We start from the raw sequence: 15,248 nt of genomic DNA, 5'->3' as shown, positions 1-15,248 counted from the left end.
CCGCTCGCCGAGGCTTTGTAGATTGAGCGGAGCGGCCGCAGCGTACGACGACCGCTCCGAGCCAGTCAGTGCTTCGCCAACGCGGCCAGGATCGGGCCGGCTTCGGCGTCTTCAACGCACGGAGTCACGGTGATCTCCATCACGTTGGCCCATTGGGCATACCATTGATACATGGCCTTCGGGTCGTTGCTCTCCGAAATGGCAAAGCCCGTCCCGTTCATTCCGTGCCAGCGGCCGAGCATCTTCACGCCTTCCGGTGGCACCCCCCCGGTCTTCAGAAACTTTTCGATGGCGGAGTCGATCAAATTCGGCGGTAATTTCCAGCTTGAGATGTACTTCATAGCAATCTCCAATCTGAAATTTCCATTCGCCTTGCGGCGAGGCGAATTCAATCACGAACGGAGACGCTTACAAGTGTCTATTTTCGTGCCCCGCGCCTACGCGCGATGGACGCTGAGATCCTCGAACACGGGCCCGTCGCCGTTGAGCGGATTGGCGGGATCGCGCGCATAGCGCAGCGTCTCGAAGCGCATCGCACGCGCATCGATCATCAGGAGGCGGCCGACGAGGCCGTCGCCGAAGCCGACGATCTCGCGGATCGCCTCCAGCGCCATCATCGAGCCGAGCACGCCCGCCAATGCGCCCATCACCCCGGCTTCCGCACAGGCCGGCACGGTGCCGGGCGGCGGCGCTTCCGGAAACAGGCAGCGATAGGTCGGATTGAACTCGCCCTGCTCGTTGGTCTCATGCGCCCGGATGGTGGTGAGCGAGCCGTCGAAGGTGCCGAGCGCCGCGGTGATCAGCGGCCGCTTGGCGAAGAAGCAGGCGTCGGAGACGAGATAACGCGTTGAGAAATTGTCGGAGCCGTCGAGCACGAGGTCGTAATCGCCGATCAGGCCGAGCGCATTGTCGGCGTTGAGCCAGGTGGCATGGCCGACGAAGCGGACATGCGGGTTGAGCGCCGCGATCCGCTCGGCCGCACTCTCGACCTTGTGCCGGCCGATGTCGGGCGTCGTATGGATCACCTGGCGCTGCAGGTTGCTCAGCGACACCACGTCGTCGTCGACCACGCCGAGCGTGCCGACGCCGGCGGCCGCCAGATACATCAGCGCGGGCGCGCCGAGCCCGCCGGCGCCGATCACCAGCACCGAGGCCCGCTTCAGCGCGGCCTGGCCGGGACCGCCGACGTCGCGCAGGACGATGTGGCGGGCATAGCGTTCGAGTTCGTCCGGGCTCAGCATCGTCTTTCGTTCCTCTCACCCCTCATGGTGAGGAGCGCGGTACGCGCGTCTCGAACCATGAAGGCCCCGATATCGCCTGCGGCCATCCTTCGAGACGCGGCCTCAGGGCCGCTCCTCAGGATGAGGACCCAAGGTCGCGGCCTCTACGCCACCTGAACCACCCCTACGTTGTTCGCGACCAACGAGATGTGCTTCAATGGCACGCTTTTCAATGTCTTGACGTTCAATGGGCTGGCTGGATTTGTCATGAGATCGATGCTTGCGGCAACCTTGGTGTTTGCAGCCGCCACGGGCGCGAACGCCCAGATGACGACGTCGCAAGTCGCCGGCACCAAGCCGAAAACGGTGCAGACCGTCCCGGTCCAGCCTCCCGCAATGCAGACGCCGTCGGCGACCGCCGATGCCATGGCCAAAGCGGAGCGGCTGGCGCTGCAGTCCGACCTCGCCTGGGCCGGCCAGTACAACGGCGCCATCACCGGCGACGTCAGCGATCGCATGGTCAACGCCATCAAGGAATACCAGAAGGCCAAGGGCGGCAAGCCGACCGGCGTGCTCAATCCGCAGGAGCGCGCCGGGCTCGCCGAGACGGCGCGAAAGAAGCAGGAGAGCGTCGGCTGGAAGATCGTGACGGAGCCGACCAGCGGCGCCCGGCTCGGCATTCCCGGCAAGCTGGTGCCGCAGCAGGCCAGCGATGCCAACGGCTCGAAATGGACCTCGCCGACCGGGACGGTGCAGGTGATTCTCAGCCGCCGCAAGGAGACGAATCCGACCTCGGCAAAGCTCGCCGAGCTCGAGAAGGAGCCGTCCGGACGCAAGGTCGATTACACCGTGGTGAAGCCCGACTTCTTCGTGCTGTCGGGCTTGCAGGGCCTGAAGAAGTTCTACGTCCGCGGCACCTTCAAGGGCGACGAGGTCCGCACCATGACGATCCTCTACGACCAGGCAACAGAGAACATCGTCGAGCCGGTCGTGATCGCGATGTCGAGCGCGTTCAACGCGTTTCCGTCGGGACCGCTGGCCGGGCCGCCGCCACGCAAGACCGTGGAATACGGCACCGGCCTCGTCGTCAGCGAGGACGGCGCGATCGTCACGGACCGTCTCGTCACCGATGGCTGCCTCGCGATCACGATCGCCGGCCATGGCAGCGCCGACCGTCTCGCCGAGGACAAGGAGCACGATCTCGCGCTGCTGCACGTCTACGGCGCGCGCGGCCTGAAGCCGCTCAGCCTCGCCGGCGGGACCGCGAAGACCAATGTCGATGTCGTCGGCATCGCCGATCCGCAAAGCCAGGGCGGCGCGGCCGCCGTGTCGAGCCTCAAGGCCGCGCTGGCACCGGTGACGAGCAGCAATTCCGCACTCTCGCCGCCGCCGGCGGTCGGCTTCTCCGGCAGCCCGACCGTGGACGCCGACGGCAAGTTCGCCGGCATCGCGCTGCTGAAGCCGGCCATGGTCGCAGGACCTGCGACATCGGTACCGGCGTCACAGGCTTTGATGGTCTCGGCAGAGGCGGTGCGCGGATTCCTGAAGGCGAACGGTGTCGCCGCGAATGGCACGTCGACCGATGCAAAGGCCGCGGTCGTGCGCGTGATCTGCGTGCGGAAATAAGTCTCGTGTCCCGGACGCGCTGCAACGCCTCAGCGTTGCTGTGCAGAGCCGGGGCGCGGTTGCACATGCGTACGACTACGGAGTCGGTAATGGTACGGATTCGCTGGCATTCGCTATTCCGCCATCATCGTTACCGTTGGACCTCCGCGATCCCCTTTGGATCGGGCCGGCACGTCCTGAGCGAGAAGCGCTCAGCATCCAGAAGCGATGCACGTTCGCGTGGCGTATTCCTGACCCAGCACTCCAAAGGATTGATCTTCAATGCACACGATCGTACTGGCCACCCAAAAGGGCGGCAGCGGCAAGAGCACGCTTGCCATCGGCCTCGCCCTGGCCGCCAAGCAGGCCGGCTTCACCGTCCGCCTGATCGAGACCGACCCGCAGGGCACTCTCTCCAACTGGCAGCGGCGCCGCTTGACCGACGATCTCGTCGTCGAGCCGATCTATCACGCAGCCGATATCGCGCCGCGGCTGAAGATGCTGGCCGATAGCGGCCTCCAGCTCGCGATCGTCGACACCGCAGCCGGCCTTTCCGCCGCCACCACCGCCGCGATCCGCCATTCCGATCTCTGCCTGATCCCGGCCCGTCCCAGCGTCGCCGACATCGAGGCGACCGTCTCGACGCTCAGCGTCGCCCGCGCCTGGAAGCGGCCTTACAGCTTCGTGCTCAACCAGACGCCGATCCGCGGTCAGCGCATCGACAACGCCGCGACCGCGCTCGCCGAGGAAGCCGCGCTCGATCTTGCCGACGTGCTCGCGCGTCCGCTGATCGTGATGCGCAACGATCACCAGGACGCACTCGCCAGCGGCCTTGCCGTGAGCGAATTCGCGCCGAACGGCAAGTCGGCGGACGAGATCCGCAGCCTCTGGCGCTGGATCGCGACCCGGCTCGAGCTCGAAGCCACCACCAATGCCCTGATCGATCAGGTCATCGCGGCTGCACACGGCATGCTGCAGATCGCCGCAGAGCAGGCGGCAGACGAGACCACGACACTGGCGTCCTGAGCGGGGCGATCGCTCGGGCGACAGTCGGGCTGTTCGTCATCCGGTGAACGAGCCCAAGCGACGAAGCAGTCCGGCCCCCAGCCCGGCCGGATTGCTTCGTCTCGCGCGTTGTAGCGAGGGCTCTATCCTCCCGTCATTGCGAGGAGCCCTTGCGACGAAGCAATCCAGACTGCTGCTGCGGAGGGATTCTGGATTGCTTCGCTGCGCTCGCAAGGACGGGTGGTGGGACCGTCGCCGTGGAGAAACTCATCTCTTTGCTGCTACCGCGCTACGTCATTTCTGACATTTCGGGCACCAGAAGGTCGAGCGGCCGTTCTGCGTGAACCGCTTGATCGTGCCGCCGCAGCGCGGCGTCGTGCATTTTTCGCCTTCGCGGTCATAGACCTTGAACGAGTGCTGGAAATAGCCGAGCTCGCCGGTGGTCTGGCGGTGATCGCGCAAGCTGGAGCCGCCGGCCTTGATAGCGTCATTGAGCACGGCGTGGATCGCACCGACCAGCCTCTTGGCATGATCGGTCGGCTCGCCCCCGGCAACGCCCTTGCGTTGTCCGGCCTTCGTCGACAATGTCGCAGCAATGCGCCGCGGCGACAGATGCGAGCGGTGCAGCGCCTCGCAGACATAGATGTTGCCGAGCCCGGCCACCACGCGCTGGTCGAGCAGCGCGGCCTTCAGGCTCGTGGTCTTGCCCTGGCAGGAGCGCGCCAGCATCGCGGCATCGAATTCGTTGCCGAGCGGCTCGGGGCCGAGTCCGCGCAGCAGCGGCTCGTCTTCGAGCGCGTTGCGCGCGATCACCTTCATGTATCCGAAGCGGCGAGGATCGTTGAAGACGATGTCGGCGCCGGAGGACATCCGAAACAGCACGTGGTCGTGCGCGGAGTCCTTGGCCTTCGGATAGTGAAACTCGCCGGGCTGAGCCTCGTTGTCCGGCTTGATGACGCGGAACGAGCCCGACATGCCCAAATGCATCAAGAGCACGTCGCCGGAGGCGAGATCGGCCATGAGATATTTTGCACGGCGCCCGAGGCCCGTGACGACCTGCCCCTTGAGCCGGGCCACGAAGTCGGGCTGGAACGGAAAGCGCAAATCCGGCCGGCGGGCCTCCGCATCGAGGATTTTCGCGCCCTCCATCACGGGCTGAAGGCCGCGGCGGACGGTCTCGACTTCGGGCAATTCAGGCATGGTCGGGCATTCACCTTATGAGGGCGGTGTGATAGCGCCATTGCGGCGGGCAGGCTATGGTCCGCCGAGTGGAGCAGAGTAATGGATCGGCCGGGCGAAACCACGCATTTTGGCTTCAGGGACGTACCCCTCGGGGACAAGCAGACGCTGGTGAACGATGTGTTTCACAGCGTGGCGTCGCGCTATGATCTGATGAACGACCTGATGTCCGGTGGCCTGCATCGGGTCTGGAAGGACATCATGATCACCGCGCTGGATCCGCCGAGGAGCGACCGGCGGTTCGCGCTGCTCGATGTCGCCGGCGGCACCGGCGACATCTCGTTCCGGGCCGCCAAGGCAGCCGGCCCCGGCTTCCACGCCACGGTGTGCGACATCAATTCGGATATGCTGGCCGTCGGGCGCGAGCGCGCCGCCAAGCGCCATCTGGACACCCAGGTCGATTTCGTCGAAGGCAATGCCGAATCGCTCGGCTTCGCCGATCGCAGCTTCGATGCCTATACGATCGCGTTCGGCATCCGCAACGTGCCGCGGATCGATCTTGCGCTGCGCGAGGCCTATCGCGTGCTGAGACCCGGCAGCCGCTTCCTGTGCCTGGAATTCTCCACCGTCGAGATGCCGGGACTGGACAAGTTCTATGATCTGTTCTCGTTCAAGGTGATCCCGCCGCTCGGGCGCATGGTCACGGGCGACGCCGAATCGTACCAATATCTCGTCGAGTCCATCCGCAAATTTCCAAAGCCCGCCGCCTTCGCCGACATGATCCGCGAGGCCGGCTTTGCCCGCGTCAGCTGGCAGACACTCTCCGGCGGCATCGTCGCACTGCATTCGGGCTGGCGTTTGTGATCTCTGCCGTCACCCACATTGCGCGCCTGATCCGCGCCGCGTTCGTGTTTGCGCGCGAAGGCGTGTTCGGCGCGGTCGATCCGAGCCTGGTGCCGCCGCCGGGGCAACTCGCGCTGAAGCTGGCGCGCATCATCGAGCGCCGCGGCGCCAAATACGGTCCGCGGATCTCGCGCGCGCTGACGCGGATGGGTCCGGCCTATCTCAAGCTCGGCCAGTTCCTGGCCACGCGCCCCGACGTGGTCGGCGTCATCATGGCGCGCGACCTCGAAAGCCTGCAGGACCGGCTGCCGCCGTTTCCGCAGGCCGAAGCCGAGGCGACGATCGCGGCCTCGCTGGAACGGCCGCTGAAGGACGTCTTCGTCAGCTTCGGCCCGCCGGTCGCGGCGGCCTCGATCGCGCAGGTGCATCGCGGCGAGGTGCTGCGCGACGGCATCCGCAAGCCGGTGGCGATCAAGGTGCTGAGGCCCAATGTCGCCGCACGCTTCCGCCGCGATCTCTCGGATTTCTTCTTCGTCGCGCACAAGGCCGAGGCCTATTCGGCCGAGGCGCGGCGCCTGCGCCTGATCGAGGTCATCAACACGATGTCGCGCTCGGTCGCGATGGAGATGGACCTGCGGTTAGAGGCCGCCGCGCTGTCGGAGATGGCGGAGAACACGCGCGACGATCCCGATTTCCGCGTGCCCGCCGTTGATTGGGACCGCACCACGCACAACGTGCTGACGATGGAATGGATCGACGGCATCGCGCTGAACGATCACAAGCGCCTCGCAGAGGCGCACGTCGACCTGCCTGATCTCGGCCGCAAGGTGATCCAGAGCTTTTTGCGGCACGCGCTGCGCGACGGCTTCTTCCACGCCGACATGCATCCGGGCAATCTGTTCCTGGATGATACCGGCCGTCTCGTCGCAGTCGATTTCGGCATCATGGGCCGGCTCGGGATGAAGGAGCGGCGCTTCCTCGCCGAGATCCTGCTCGGCTTCATCACCCGCGATTATCGCCGCGTCGCCGAGGTGCATTTCGAGGCCGGCTATGTGCCCGCGCATCATTCGGTCGAGAATTTCGCGCAAGCCATTCGCGCCATCGGCGAGCCGATCCACAATCGCACGGCGGAAGAGATCTCGATGGCGCGGCTCTTGACGCTGCTGCTCGAGGTCACCGGCCTGTTCGACATGAGGACGCGGCCCGAGCTGATCCTGCTGCAGAAAACCATGGTGGTGGTCGAAGGCGTTGCGCGCGGCTTCGATCCCAAGCTCGATATCTGGCGGATCGCCGACCCCGTGGTGCGGGAATGGATCGAGCGCAATCTCGGACCCATCGGCCGCATCGAGGGCGGGCTCGCCGGCACCGGGGACATCGCACGGGTGTTGATGCGCCTGCCGGAGATCGCCGAGCGGTCGGTGAAGGTGCTGGAGCAGCTCGAGACCATGACGCGGGAGGGCATCAGGCTGTCGCCGGAGAGCATCGCGGCGATGGGACGCAGCGAGGGCCGCAAGAATCGTTGGCGCACCGTGGCGCTCTGGATCATTGCCGCGACCTTCATCGGGATTCTGATCGCCGTCCGGAATCTATGATTGCATTGCAATCACGCGAGTGATAGCATCGCTATCATTCTCCGCCGGAGGGCGTCATGGCAAGCCTGACCATCCGCAAGCTCGACGACGCCGTCAAAACCTATTTGCGGCTGCGCTCGGCCAAGAACCACAGGTCGGTCGAGGAGGAGGTCCGGGTCATCCTGCGGGAGCTGATCGAGGGCCGCGAGGAGCCGCTGACGCCGTTTTCCGCGCCGCCGGCACCATCCACCACCCCGGCGCCGCAGCGCACCGGCGCAGTCCCCGAGGCCAGCGTCACCCTGATCATTGGGGGCGGGATCGCAGCCTATAAGTCGCTCGACCTGATCCGCAGGCTGAAGGAGCGCCGCATCGAGGTCCGCTGCGTGCTCACGAAGGCAGCCCAGCAATTCGTGACGCCGCTGGCCGTGAGCGCCCTCTCGCATGAGCGCGTCTACACGGACTTGTTCGACCCGCAGAGCGAGTTCGACGCCGGCCATATACGCCTCGCGCGCGACTGCGACCTGATCGTGGTCGCGCCGGCCACCGCCGACCTGATGGCGAAGATGGCGAACGGTCATGCCGACGATCTCGCCAGCGCCATCCTGCTTGCGACCAACCGCAAGGTGCTGCTGGCACCGGCGATGAATCCGCTGATGTGGAGCAACGCGGCGACGCGCCGCAACGTCGCGCAGCTCCAGCGCGACGGCGTGGTGCTGATCGGCCCGAACGCGGGCGAGATGGCCGAAGCCGGCGAAGCCGGAACGGGCCGCATGTCGGAAGCCATCGAGATCGCCAATGCCGCCGAGCGGCTGCTGCGGCCGCCGATGCCGAAGCCGCTCGCCGGCAAGCGCGTGCTGATCACCGCCGGTCCCACCCACGAGGCGATCGACCCGGTGCGCTATATCGCCAACCGTTCCTCCGGCAAGCAGGGCTTTGCCATTGCCGCCGCTGCGCAGGCCGCGGGCGCCGAGGTCACTCTGGTGAGCGGTCCGGTCGACCTCGACGATCCCCCGGGCGTGACGGTGAAGCACGTCGAATCGGCGCGGCAGATGCTGGAGCAGGTCAAGGCCGCACTCCCTGCCGACGTCGCGATCTTCGCCGCCGCGGTCGCCGACTGGCGCGTCGCCAACGAAGGCGAGCAGAAGCTGAAGAAGACTTCTGCCGGCATGCCGCCGCTTCAGCTGGTCGAAAACCCCGACATCCTCGCCACCATCTCCAAGCTCACCGACAAGCGCCCGAGGCTCGTGATCGGCTTTGCCGCCGAGACCGAGCACCTCATCGACAACGCCAAAGCAAAATTCGCGCGCAAGGGCTGCGACTGGATCGTCGCCAACGACGTCTCGCCCGCCACCGGCGTGATGGGTGGCGACCGCAACACGGTCCACCTGCTCAGCCGCAAGAACGGTGCGCAGGACGGCGAGATTACAGTTGATTCCTGGCCGGCGATGACCAAGGAACAGGTCGCCACCGAACTGGTCGCGCAGATCGCGAAGAGCGTGACCGGCAAATCCCTGGAGTCCGCATCTTGAGCACGAAGGTTACCGTCGAGCTGCAACGTTTCGCCCACGCTGACGGCCTGCCGCTGCCGGCCTATCAGACCAGCGAGGCCGCTGGCCTGGATTTGATGGCCGCGGTGCCCGACAACGAGCCCATGACGCTCGCACCGGGCCAATACGCGCTGGTGCCGACCGGCCTTGCCATCGCCTTGCCGCCCGGGCACGAGGCGCAGGTGCGGCCGCGTTCGGGGCTTGCGGCCAAGCACGGCCTCACCGTGCTGAATTCGCCGGGCACGATCGATGCGGACTACCGCGGCGAGATCAAGGTGATCCTGATCAATCACGGCACCGCGCCGTTCGTGATCAAGCGCGGCGAGCGCATCGCCCAGATGGTGATCGCGCCGGTGCTGCAGGCCGCGCTGCTTCCCGTCGCCACCTTGTCGGCGACCGATCGCGGCGCCGGCGGCTTCGGCTCGACGGGGCGGTAGCTTTCTTACCTCTCCCGCTTGCGGGAGAGGCGGCCGCGCTCGCAGAGCACGGCGGGTGAGGGTTTTCTCCTCTAGGGGATTGTCCCATCGCGGAGACACCCTCTCCCCAGCCCTCCCCCGCAAGCGGGGGAAGGAGCGCACCAGCATCGTGGCGAGCAATCCGCCTCACACGCTAACGCGCGGCAATCCCACCCGAATCACCCGAAGAATTACGTGCACCGGGAACCGCGCGCGGGGCACTTTTTTGGGACCCGCCTTTGCGTTCACGATCTGGACTCTTACCGGCGGAGTCGCGGTGAGGGTATTGTCTTTTGATTCGCGCGCGACGGGGGTCGCCGCGCGTCAATTCGTGCGGTCTTGAATTTCCGCGTCTTGGGGCAACTATGTCAGGCGTGATCGTGTCGATGCGTCGGACGCTGCTGTCGTGCACATCGCTGGCGCGCAACGGCTTGGTGGGAGGCGCTCTCGCAGCGCTGCTGCCGGCTGCGCCGGCCAAGGCCGCCGACCTCGTCGACACCCTCTCCCTGGTTATGGATTTCAACCGGCAGGAACTCGCGGTGCTCGCCACCGCCTTGGCGCTGCTCGGCTTCTCGGTCGTGGCCGCGATCCTGTTGATGCGCACGCGGGTGCGCACGGCGAAGAACGAGGCGCGGCTGCGCGCGCGGATCGGGGAACTGCAGCTCCAGGCCGACCGCTTCGGCGCCCTGCTGTTCGCCGAGCCGCAGATCCTGATCTCGTGGCCGGCCGGCGACAACCGCGCGCAGATTTCCGGCGACATCGCGCTGGTGCTGCCGCGCGATTCCTCGCCGCAGCGTGTGCTGGCGTTCGGAACCTGGCTGCCGCCGGAACCGGCGCTGCTGATGGACCACGCGGTCGACGCGCTGCGCGAGCGCGGCGACGGGTTCCAGCTGACGCTGACCACCGCGCACGGCCATATGCTGGAAGCGATCGGACGCGCCATCGGCGGCCAGGCCATCGTCCGCATTCGCGAGCTCTCGGGCCTCCGCCGCGAACTGGCCGAGACCAATCTGCGCTACAAGGCGCTCTCCGACGAGACCGAGATGCTTCGTGGCTTTGCCGCGGCGGCACCGTGGCCGATCTGGGCAAAGGGGGAGAACGGCACCCTGACCTACGCCAACCCGGCTTATGTGCGCGCCACCGAGGCGACCAGCGCCATCGATGCCCAGGAGCGCAAGCTCGAGCTGCTCGACAGCGACGACCGCAATGCGATGGAGCGGGGGCTGAAGGACGCCGCCAATTTCACCTCGCGGCTGCCGATCGTGGTCGGCGGCGAACGGCGCATCTACGACGTGCGCGCCGTCAATGTCGGTAGCGGCAGCGTCGGCGTCGCCATCGATGCCAGCGAGGCGGATGCGCTGAGCTCGGCCCTGGTGCGCATGGCGGAGGCGCACCGCCGCACGCTCGACCAGCTCTCCTCGGGCGTTGCCGTGTTCGACGGCCAGCGGCGCCTTGCCTTCTACAACGATTCCTATCGCCGGCTATGGGATCTCGATCGCAACTTCCTCGACGCCCATCCGGACGATTCCAGCGTGCTCGACCAGCTCCGCGCCGCGCGCAAGCTGCCCGAGCAGCCGGATTTCCGCGCCTGGAAAGCCAAGCTGCACGAGGCCTATCGCGCGGTCGAGACTGCCAAGGACACCTGGTTCCTGCCCGACGGCCGCGCGCTCTCGGTCGTCACCACGCCGAACCCGGAAGGAGGCGTCACCTATCTGTTCGACGACGTCACCGAAAGCCTCGACCTCGCCCGCCGTTTCGACGGCCTGATCCGCGTCCAGCGCGAGACGCTGGACAGCCTCGCCGAGGGCGTCGCGGTGTTCGGCAGCAATGGCAAGGCGCAGCTGTTCAATCCGGCCTTCGTGCGGATGTGGAAGCTGTCGAGCGATGCCATGCGCGACGAGCCGCATATCCAGACCGTCGAAGGCTGGTGCCATCAGCTGTTCGACGATCCCGTGGTCTGGCGCCAGATCCGCGAAGCCATCACCTCGATCGAGAACCGCGCCGACGTGCCGCTGAAGCTGGAGCGCAAGGACGGCAGCGTGCTCGACGGCATGATCCGGCCGCTGCCTGACGGCGCCACCATGCTGACCTTCCAGGACATCACCGACACCGAGAATGTCGAGCGCGCGCTGCGCGAGCGCAACGAGGCGCTGGAGGCGGCCGACCAGATGAAGGTGGATTTCGTCCACCACGTCTCCTACGAGCTGCGCTCGCCGCTCACCACCATCATCGGCTTTGCGCATTTCCTCAGCGATCCCTCGACCGGACCGCTGACGCCGAAGCAGGCCGAATATCTCGACTACGTCACCAAGTCGACCAACGCGCTGCTCGCGCTCACCAACAACATCCTGGATCTCGCCACCATCGACGCCGGCGCCATGAAGCTGGAACTCGGGCAGGTCGACGTCGCCAAGGCCATCGAGCTAGCCGCCGAGGGCATCCAGGACCGGCTCGCCACCGACCGTATCCGCCTCAAGGTCGAGATCGCGCCCGATGTCGGCAGCTTCGTCGGCGACGAGAAGCGCGTGGTGCAGGTGCTCTATAACCTCCTCGCCAATGCCGTCGGGTTTTCTCCACAGGATTCCACCGTCGGCATCAGCGCGCGGCGCACCGAACGCAGCGTGGTCTTCACCGTGACAGATTCGGGCCCTGGAATACCTGCCGACATGAAGGACAAGGTGTTCAACTGGTTCGAAAGCCGCTCGCAGGGCTCGCGTCATCGCGGCGCCGGGCTCGGCCTGTCGCTGGTGCGCTCCTTCGTCGAGCTGCATGGCGGCAAGGTGCGGGTGGATTCGATCGTCGGCCGGGGCACGGTCGTGATTTGTGATTTCCCGACCGACCAGGCGGCGCACCGCGACGCCGCCGAATGACTGATACAACCACATTCTCCGTCGCGCTTCACAACGAGACGGCCACGGCGCGGCTGATGGCCGACCTCGCCCTGCTGGTCGGCCCCGGCGACGTCATCACCCTCACCGGCGATCTCGGCGCCGGCAAGACCGCAGCCGCCCGCAGCCTGATCCGCTATCTCGCCGGCGACGAGGCGCTGGAAGTGCCGAGCCCGACCTTCACGCTGGTGCAGGGCTACGAGCTGCCGCCGTTCCCGGTGCTGCATGCCGATCTCTACCGTGTCGAGGACGAGAGCGAGCTCGAGGAGATCGGGCTGTCGCCGCTGCCCGATGCCACGCTGGTGCTGATCGAATGGCCGGAGCGCGCGCCGTCGGCGATGCCCGCGGATCGCATCGACATCACACTGACGCATCGGCCGGCGCTGGGGTCGAATGCGCGCGCCGCCGACATCACCGGCTATGGTAAGTGCGCTGCGCAAGTGGCGCGGCTGAAGGCGCTGCGCGAATTCCTCGATGAATCCGGCTATATCGACGCGACGCGGCGGCGCATGAATGGCGACGCCTCGACGCGCTCCTATGCGCGGCTCGTGCGCGATGACGAGATCGTCATTCTCATGAACTTCCCGCAGCGGCCCGATGGTACGGCCCTCTACAACGGCAAGTCCTACAGCGCTGCGGTGCATCTGGCCGAAAATGTAAGACCGTTCGTCGCCATCGACGAAGGCCTCCGCGCGCAAGGAATCTCCGCGCCCGCGATCCATCATTCCGATCTCGACCACGGTTTCCTGATCACCGAAGACTTCGGCAGCGAGGGCGTGATCGAGGGCGATCCGCCGCGACCGATTCTCGAGCGCTACGAAGCCGCGACCGACGTGCTGGCGATGCTGCACGGAAAGACGCTGCCGGAGACGCTGCCGCTGGACGGGCAGACCTACGCGATCCCCGTCTTCGACGTCGAAGCGCTGCTGATCGAGATCGGGTTGATGCCGGAATGGTATCTGCCCGATCGCAACGCACCGCTGAGCGATGAGGCGCGCGCAGAATTTTTCGCGATGTGGCGCGAATTGCTGAAGAGGCCGCTGGCGGCGCCGAAGACGTGGATCATCCGCGACTATCATTCGCCCAATCTGATCTGGCTCAGCAAGCGCAGCGGCATCGCACGCGTCGGCGTGATCGATTTCCAGGACACCGTGCTGGGGCCACAATCCTACGACGTGGTGTCGCTGCTGCAGGACGCACGCATCAATGTCCCCGAGACCATCGAGCTGACGCTGCTGTCGCGCTACATCAAGGCGCGGCGGGCGCAGGACACCAGCTTCGACGCCGCCGGCTTCGCCGAGCTCTACGCCATCATGTCGGCGCAGCGGAACACGCGCCTGCTCGGCACCTTCGCCCGGCTCAACCGCCGCGACGGCAAGCCGCATTATCTGCGCCATCAGCCGCGGATCTGGACCTATCTCCAGCGCTCGCTGGCGCATCCGGCGCTCGCCGATCTGCGCGACTGGTATCTCGCCAACGTCCCGCCGCCCCAAGGACCGTCTCAAGGACCGTCTCAAGACCCATTGCAAGGGGCGCCTCAAGCCTGATTTGAGGCCGATTTACCGCCTGTTAGCCAAGACCTCGGTATTCTCGCCGCGAGGCAGCCGGGTCATTCGGGGCTGGAGCGGGGTAGATGGCGGTAAATGCGGACCAGCGCGGCAACAGCCGGGTTACTTTCGAGCGCGGGTTTCCGGCCCAGATGATGGGAATCGACGGCACCTGGCGGCGCGACTGCACCATGGAAGACGTCTCCGAGAGCGGCGCCAAGCTGACGATCGACGGTTCGGTCGAAGGCCTGCATTTGAAGGAATTCTTTCTCCTGCTGTCGTCCACCGGGCTCGCCTACCGGCGCTGCGAACTGGCCTGGGTCAATGGCGACCAGATCGGTGTCAATTTCCTGAAAGTGGGCGACAAGAAGAAGAAGGTGCGTTCCACAGCCGTTGGGGCGTGACGGCAACACCCGTCGTACAACCGTCACGGCGGGTGGTTAAGGCGGTCGAGATGCGGTGCGGCAGATCGAGCCTCGTGTTAGGATTGCTGCGAACGCGAAAGGTCTGAGAAACGAAGGATGTCCGTCAAACCGACCAAAGCCATGGTGCTCGCCGCAGGGTTTGGCCTGCGCATGCGCCCCCTGACGGACAAGATGCCGAAGCCGATGGTGCCGGTCGCGGGCCAGCCGCTGCTTGACCACGTGCTCGACAAGCTCGGCCACGCCGGCGTGAGCGAGGCGGTGGTCAACGTGCACTACCTGCCGGACCAGATCATCGACCACGTCGCATCACGCCAGCTTCCGCGCGTGACCATCTCGGACGAGCGCGACCAGGTGCTCGGCACCGGCGGCGGCGTCGTCAAGGCGTTGCCGCTGCTCGGCGATGCACCGTTTTTCCATGTCAATTCCGACACGCTGTGGATCGACGGCGTGCGCTCGAACCTGACGCGGCTCGCCGAAAACTTCGATCCCGCACGAATGGACATCCTGCTGCTGATGGCACCGACCGCGACGAGCATCGGCTATGGCGGCCGCGGCGATTACGGCATGCTGCCCGACGGCGCCTTGCGCAAGCGCAAGGAGAAGGAGGTCGTTCCGTTCGTCTATGCCGGCGCAGCGATCATGTCGCCCGCGATCTTTGCGGACGCGCCCCGGGGTGAATTCTCGCTGACGAAGATGTTCGACCGCGCCGAGGAGCAGGAGCGGCTGTTCGGCCTGCGCCTCGACGGCGTCTGGATGCATGTCGGCACGCCCGATGCCGTGCACGCCGCGGAAGAGGCGTTTTTGGAGAGTGTGGCGTAGGGCTGTTCCGTGTCCCGGACGCGGTGCGGCACAAAGTGCCGCTCCGCAGAGCCGGGACCCAGAAAGCGACATGGCAGGACGCGACGAGATGGGCCCCGGCTCTGCGGCGCACCGCTGAAGGAGCGCTGCGCCGCGTCCGCACGA

General features: G+C 66.3%; 13 protein-coding genes. 10 read left to right on the top strand and 3 right to left on the bottom strand.

Annotated features, from left to right (window positions below; all coding sequences use genetic code 11):
* Window positions 1-65: 65 nt before the first annotated feature.
* Window positions 66-341 (bottom strand): DUF3303 domain-containing protein, encoded by a 276-nt coding sequence (locus HZZ16_RS13835; RefSeq protein ID WP_197949004.1) that lies wholly within the window; start codon window positions 339-341, stop codon window positions 66-68.
* 96 nt (window positions 342-437) lie between these two features.
* The gene (locus tag HZZ16_RS13830; protein ID WP_197949003.1) at window positions 438-1,241 is read right to left on the bottom strand and encodes a HesA/MoeB/ThiF family protein; all 804 of its coding nucleotides are present in this window, start codon (window positions 1,239-1,241) and stop codon (window positions 438-440) included.
* A 246-nt stretch (window positions 1,242-1,487) separates the two neighbouring features.
* Between HZZ16_RS13830 and HZZ16_RS13825 the strand changes: the two genes are divergently transcribed.
* Both HZZ16_RS13825 and HZZ16_RS13820 read left to right on the top strand, forming a co-directional pair.
* Window positions 1,488-2,846 (top strand): serine protease, encoded by a 1,359-nt coding sequence (locus tag HZZ16_RS13825; protein ID WP_197949002.1) that lies wholly within the window; start codon window positions 1,488-1,490, stop codon window positions 2,844-2,846.
* Window positions 2,847-3,107: 261 nt separating this feature from the next.
* Window positions 3,108-3,851, top strand: a complete 744-nt coding sequence (locus HZZ16_RS13820; RefSeq protein ID WP_197949001.1) for a nucleotide-binding protein — start codon at window positions 3,108-3,110, stop codon at window positions 3,849-3,851.
* A gap of 273 nt (window positions 3,852-4,124) precedes the next feature.
* Here the strand turns inward: HZZ16_RS13820 and mutM are convergent, their stop codons facing one another.
* The gene (mutM, locus tag HZZ16_RS13815; RefSeq protein ID WP_197949000.1) at window positions 4,125-5,030 is read right to left on the bottom strand and encodes a bifunctional DNA-formamidopyrimidine glycosylase/DNA-(apurinic or apyrimidinic site) lyase; all 906 of its coding nucleotides are present in this window, start codon (window positions 5,028-5,030) and stop codon (window positions 4,125-4,127) included.
* 81 nt (window positions 5,031-5,111) lie between these two features.
* Here mutM and ubiE point away from each other — a divergent pair, with 81 nt between their 5' ends.
* The 8 genes from ubiE to HZZ16_RS13775 all read left to right on the top strand — a co-directional run bounded on the left by ubiE (window position 5,112) and on the right by HZZ16_RS13775 (window position 15,104).
* The gene (gene ubiE, locus HZZ16_RS13810; protein ID WP_197948999.1) at window positions 5,112-5,873 is read left to right on the top strand and encodes a bifunctional demethylmenaquinone methyltransferase/2-methoxy-6-polyprenyl-1,4-benzoquinol methylase UbiE; all 762 of its coding nucleotides are present in this window, start codon (window positions 5,112-5,114) and stop codon (window positions 5,871-5,873) included.
* Entirely contained in the window at window positions 5,870-7,444 is a 1,575-nt protein-coding gene (gene ubiB / locus HZZ16_RS13805) for a 2-polyprenylphenol 6-hydroxylase (protein ID WP_197948998.1), read from the top strand. The genes ubiE and ubiB overlap by 4 nt, the downstream gene beginning before the upstream one ends.
* Window positions 7,445-7,500: 56 nt before the next feature.
* Window positions 7,501-8,952: a bifunctional phosphopantothenoylcysteine decarboxylase/phosphopantothenate--cysteine ligase CoaBC gene (gene coaBC, locus HZZ16_RS13800; RefSeq protein WP_197948997.1), complete on the top strand. Its 1,452-nt coding sequence runs from the start codon at window positions 7,501-7,503 to the stop codon at window positions 8,950-8,952.
* The gene (dut, locus tag HZZ16_RS13795) at window positions 8,949-9,407 is read left to right on the top strand and encodes a dUTP diphosphatase (protein ID WP_197948996.1); all 459 of its coding nucleotides are present in this window, start codon (window positions 8,949-8,951) and stop codon (window positions 9,405-9,407) included. The genes coaBC and dut overlap by 4 nt, the downstream gene beginning before the upstream one ends.
* Before the next feature lie 383 nt (window positions 9,408-9,790).
* On the top strand, window positions 9,791-12,295 hold the full coding sequence (locus tag HZZ16_RS13790; protein WP_197948995.1) for a sensor histidine kinase: 2,505 nt from the start codon (window positions 9,791-9,793) through the stop codon (window positions 12,293-12,295).
* The gene (tsaE, locus tag HZZ16_RS13785; RefSeq protein ID WP_197948994.1) at window positions 12,292-13,860 is read left to right on the top strand and encodes a tRNA (adenosine(37)-N6)-threonylcarbamoyltransferase complex ATPase subunit type 1 TsaE; all 1,569 of its coding nucleotides are present in this window, start codon (window positions 12,292-12,294) and stop codon (window positions 13,858-13,860) included. The genes HZZ16_RS13790 and tsaE overlap by 4 nt, the downstream gene beginning before the upstream one ends.
* An 86-nt stretch (window positions 13,861-13,946) precedes the next feature.
* Window positions 13,947-14,264, top strand: coding sequence for a PilZ domain-containing protein (locus HZZ16_RS13780; protein ID WP_197948993.1), 318 nt, complete (start codon window positions 13,947-13,949; stop codon window positions 14,262-14,264).
* Window positions 14,265-14,381: 117 nt separating this feature from the next.
* The gene (locus HZZ16_RS13775) at window positions 14,382-15,104 is read left to right on the top strand and encodes a nucleotidyltransferase family protein (RefSeq protein WP_197948992.1); all 723 of its coding nucleotides are present in this window, start codon (window positions 14,382-14,384) and stop codon (window positions 15,102-15,104) included.
* The last annotated feature ends 144 nt before the right edge of the window (window positions 15,105-15,248 follow it).

Origin of the sequence: Bradyrhizobium glycinis, from assembly GCF_016031655.1 — a bacterium.
GTDB classification, from domain to species: Bacteria; Pseudomonadota; Alphaproteobacteria; order Rhizobiales; family Xanthobacteraceae; genus Bradyrhizobium; species Bradyrhizobium glycinis.
This window is presented reverse-complemented; position numbering and strand designations above follow the sequence as displayed.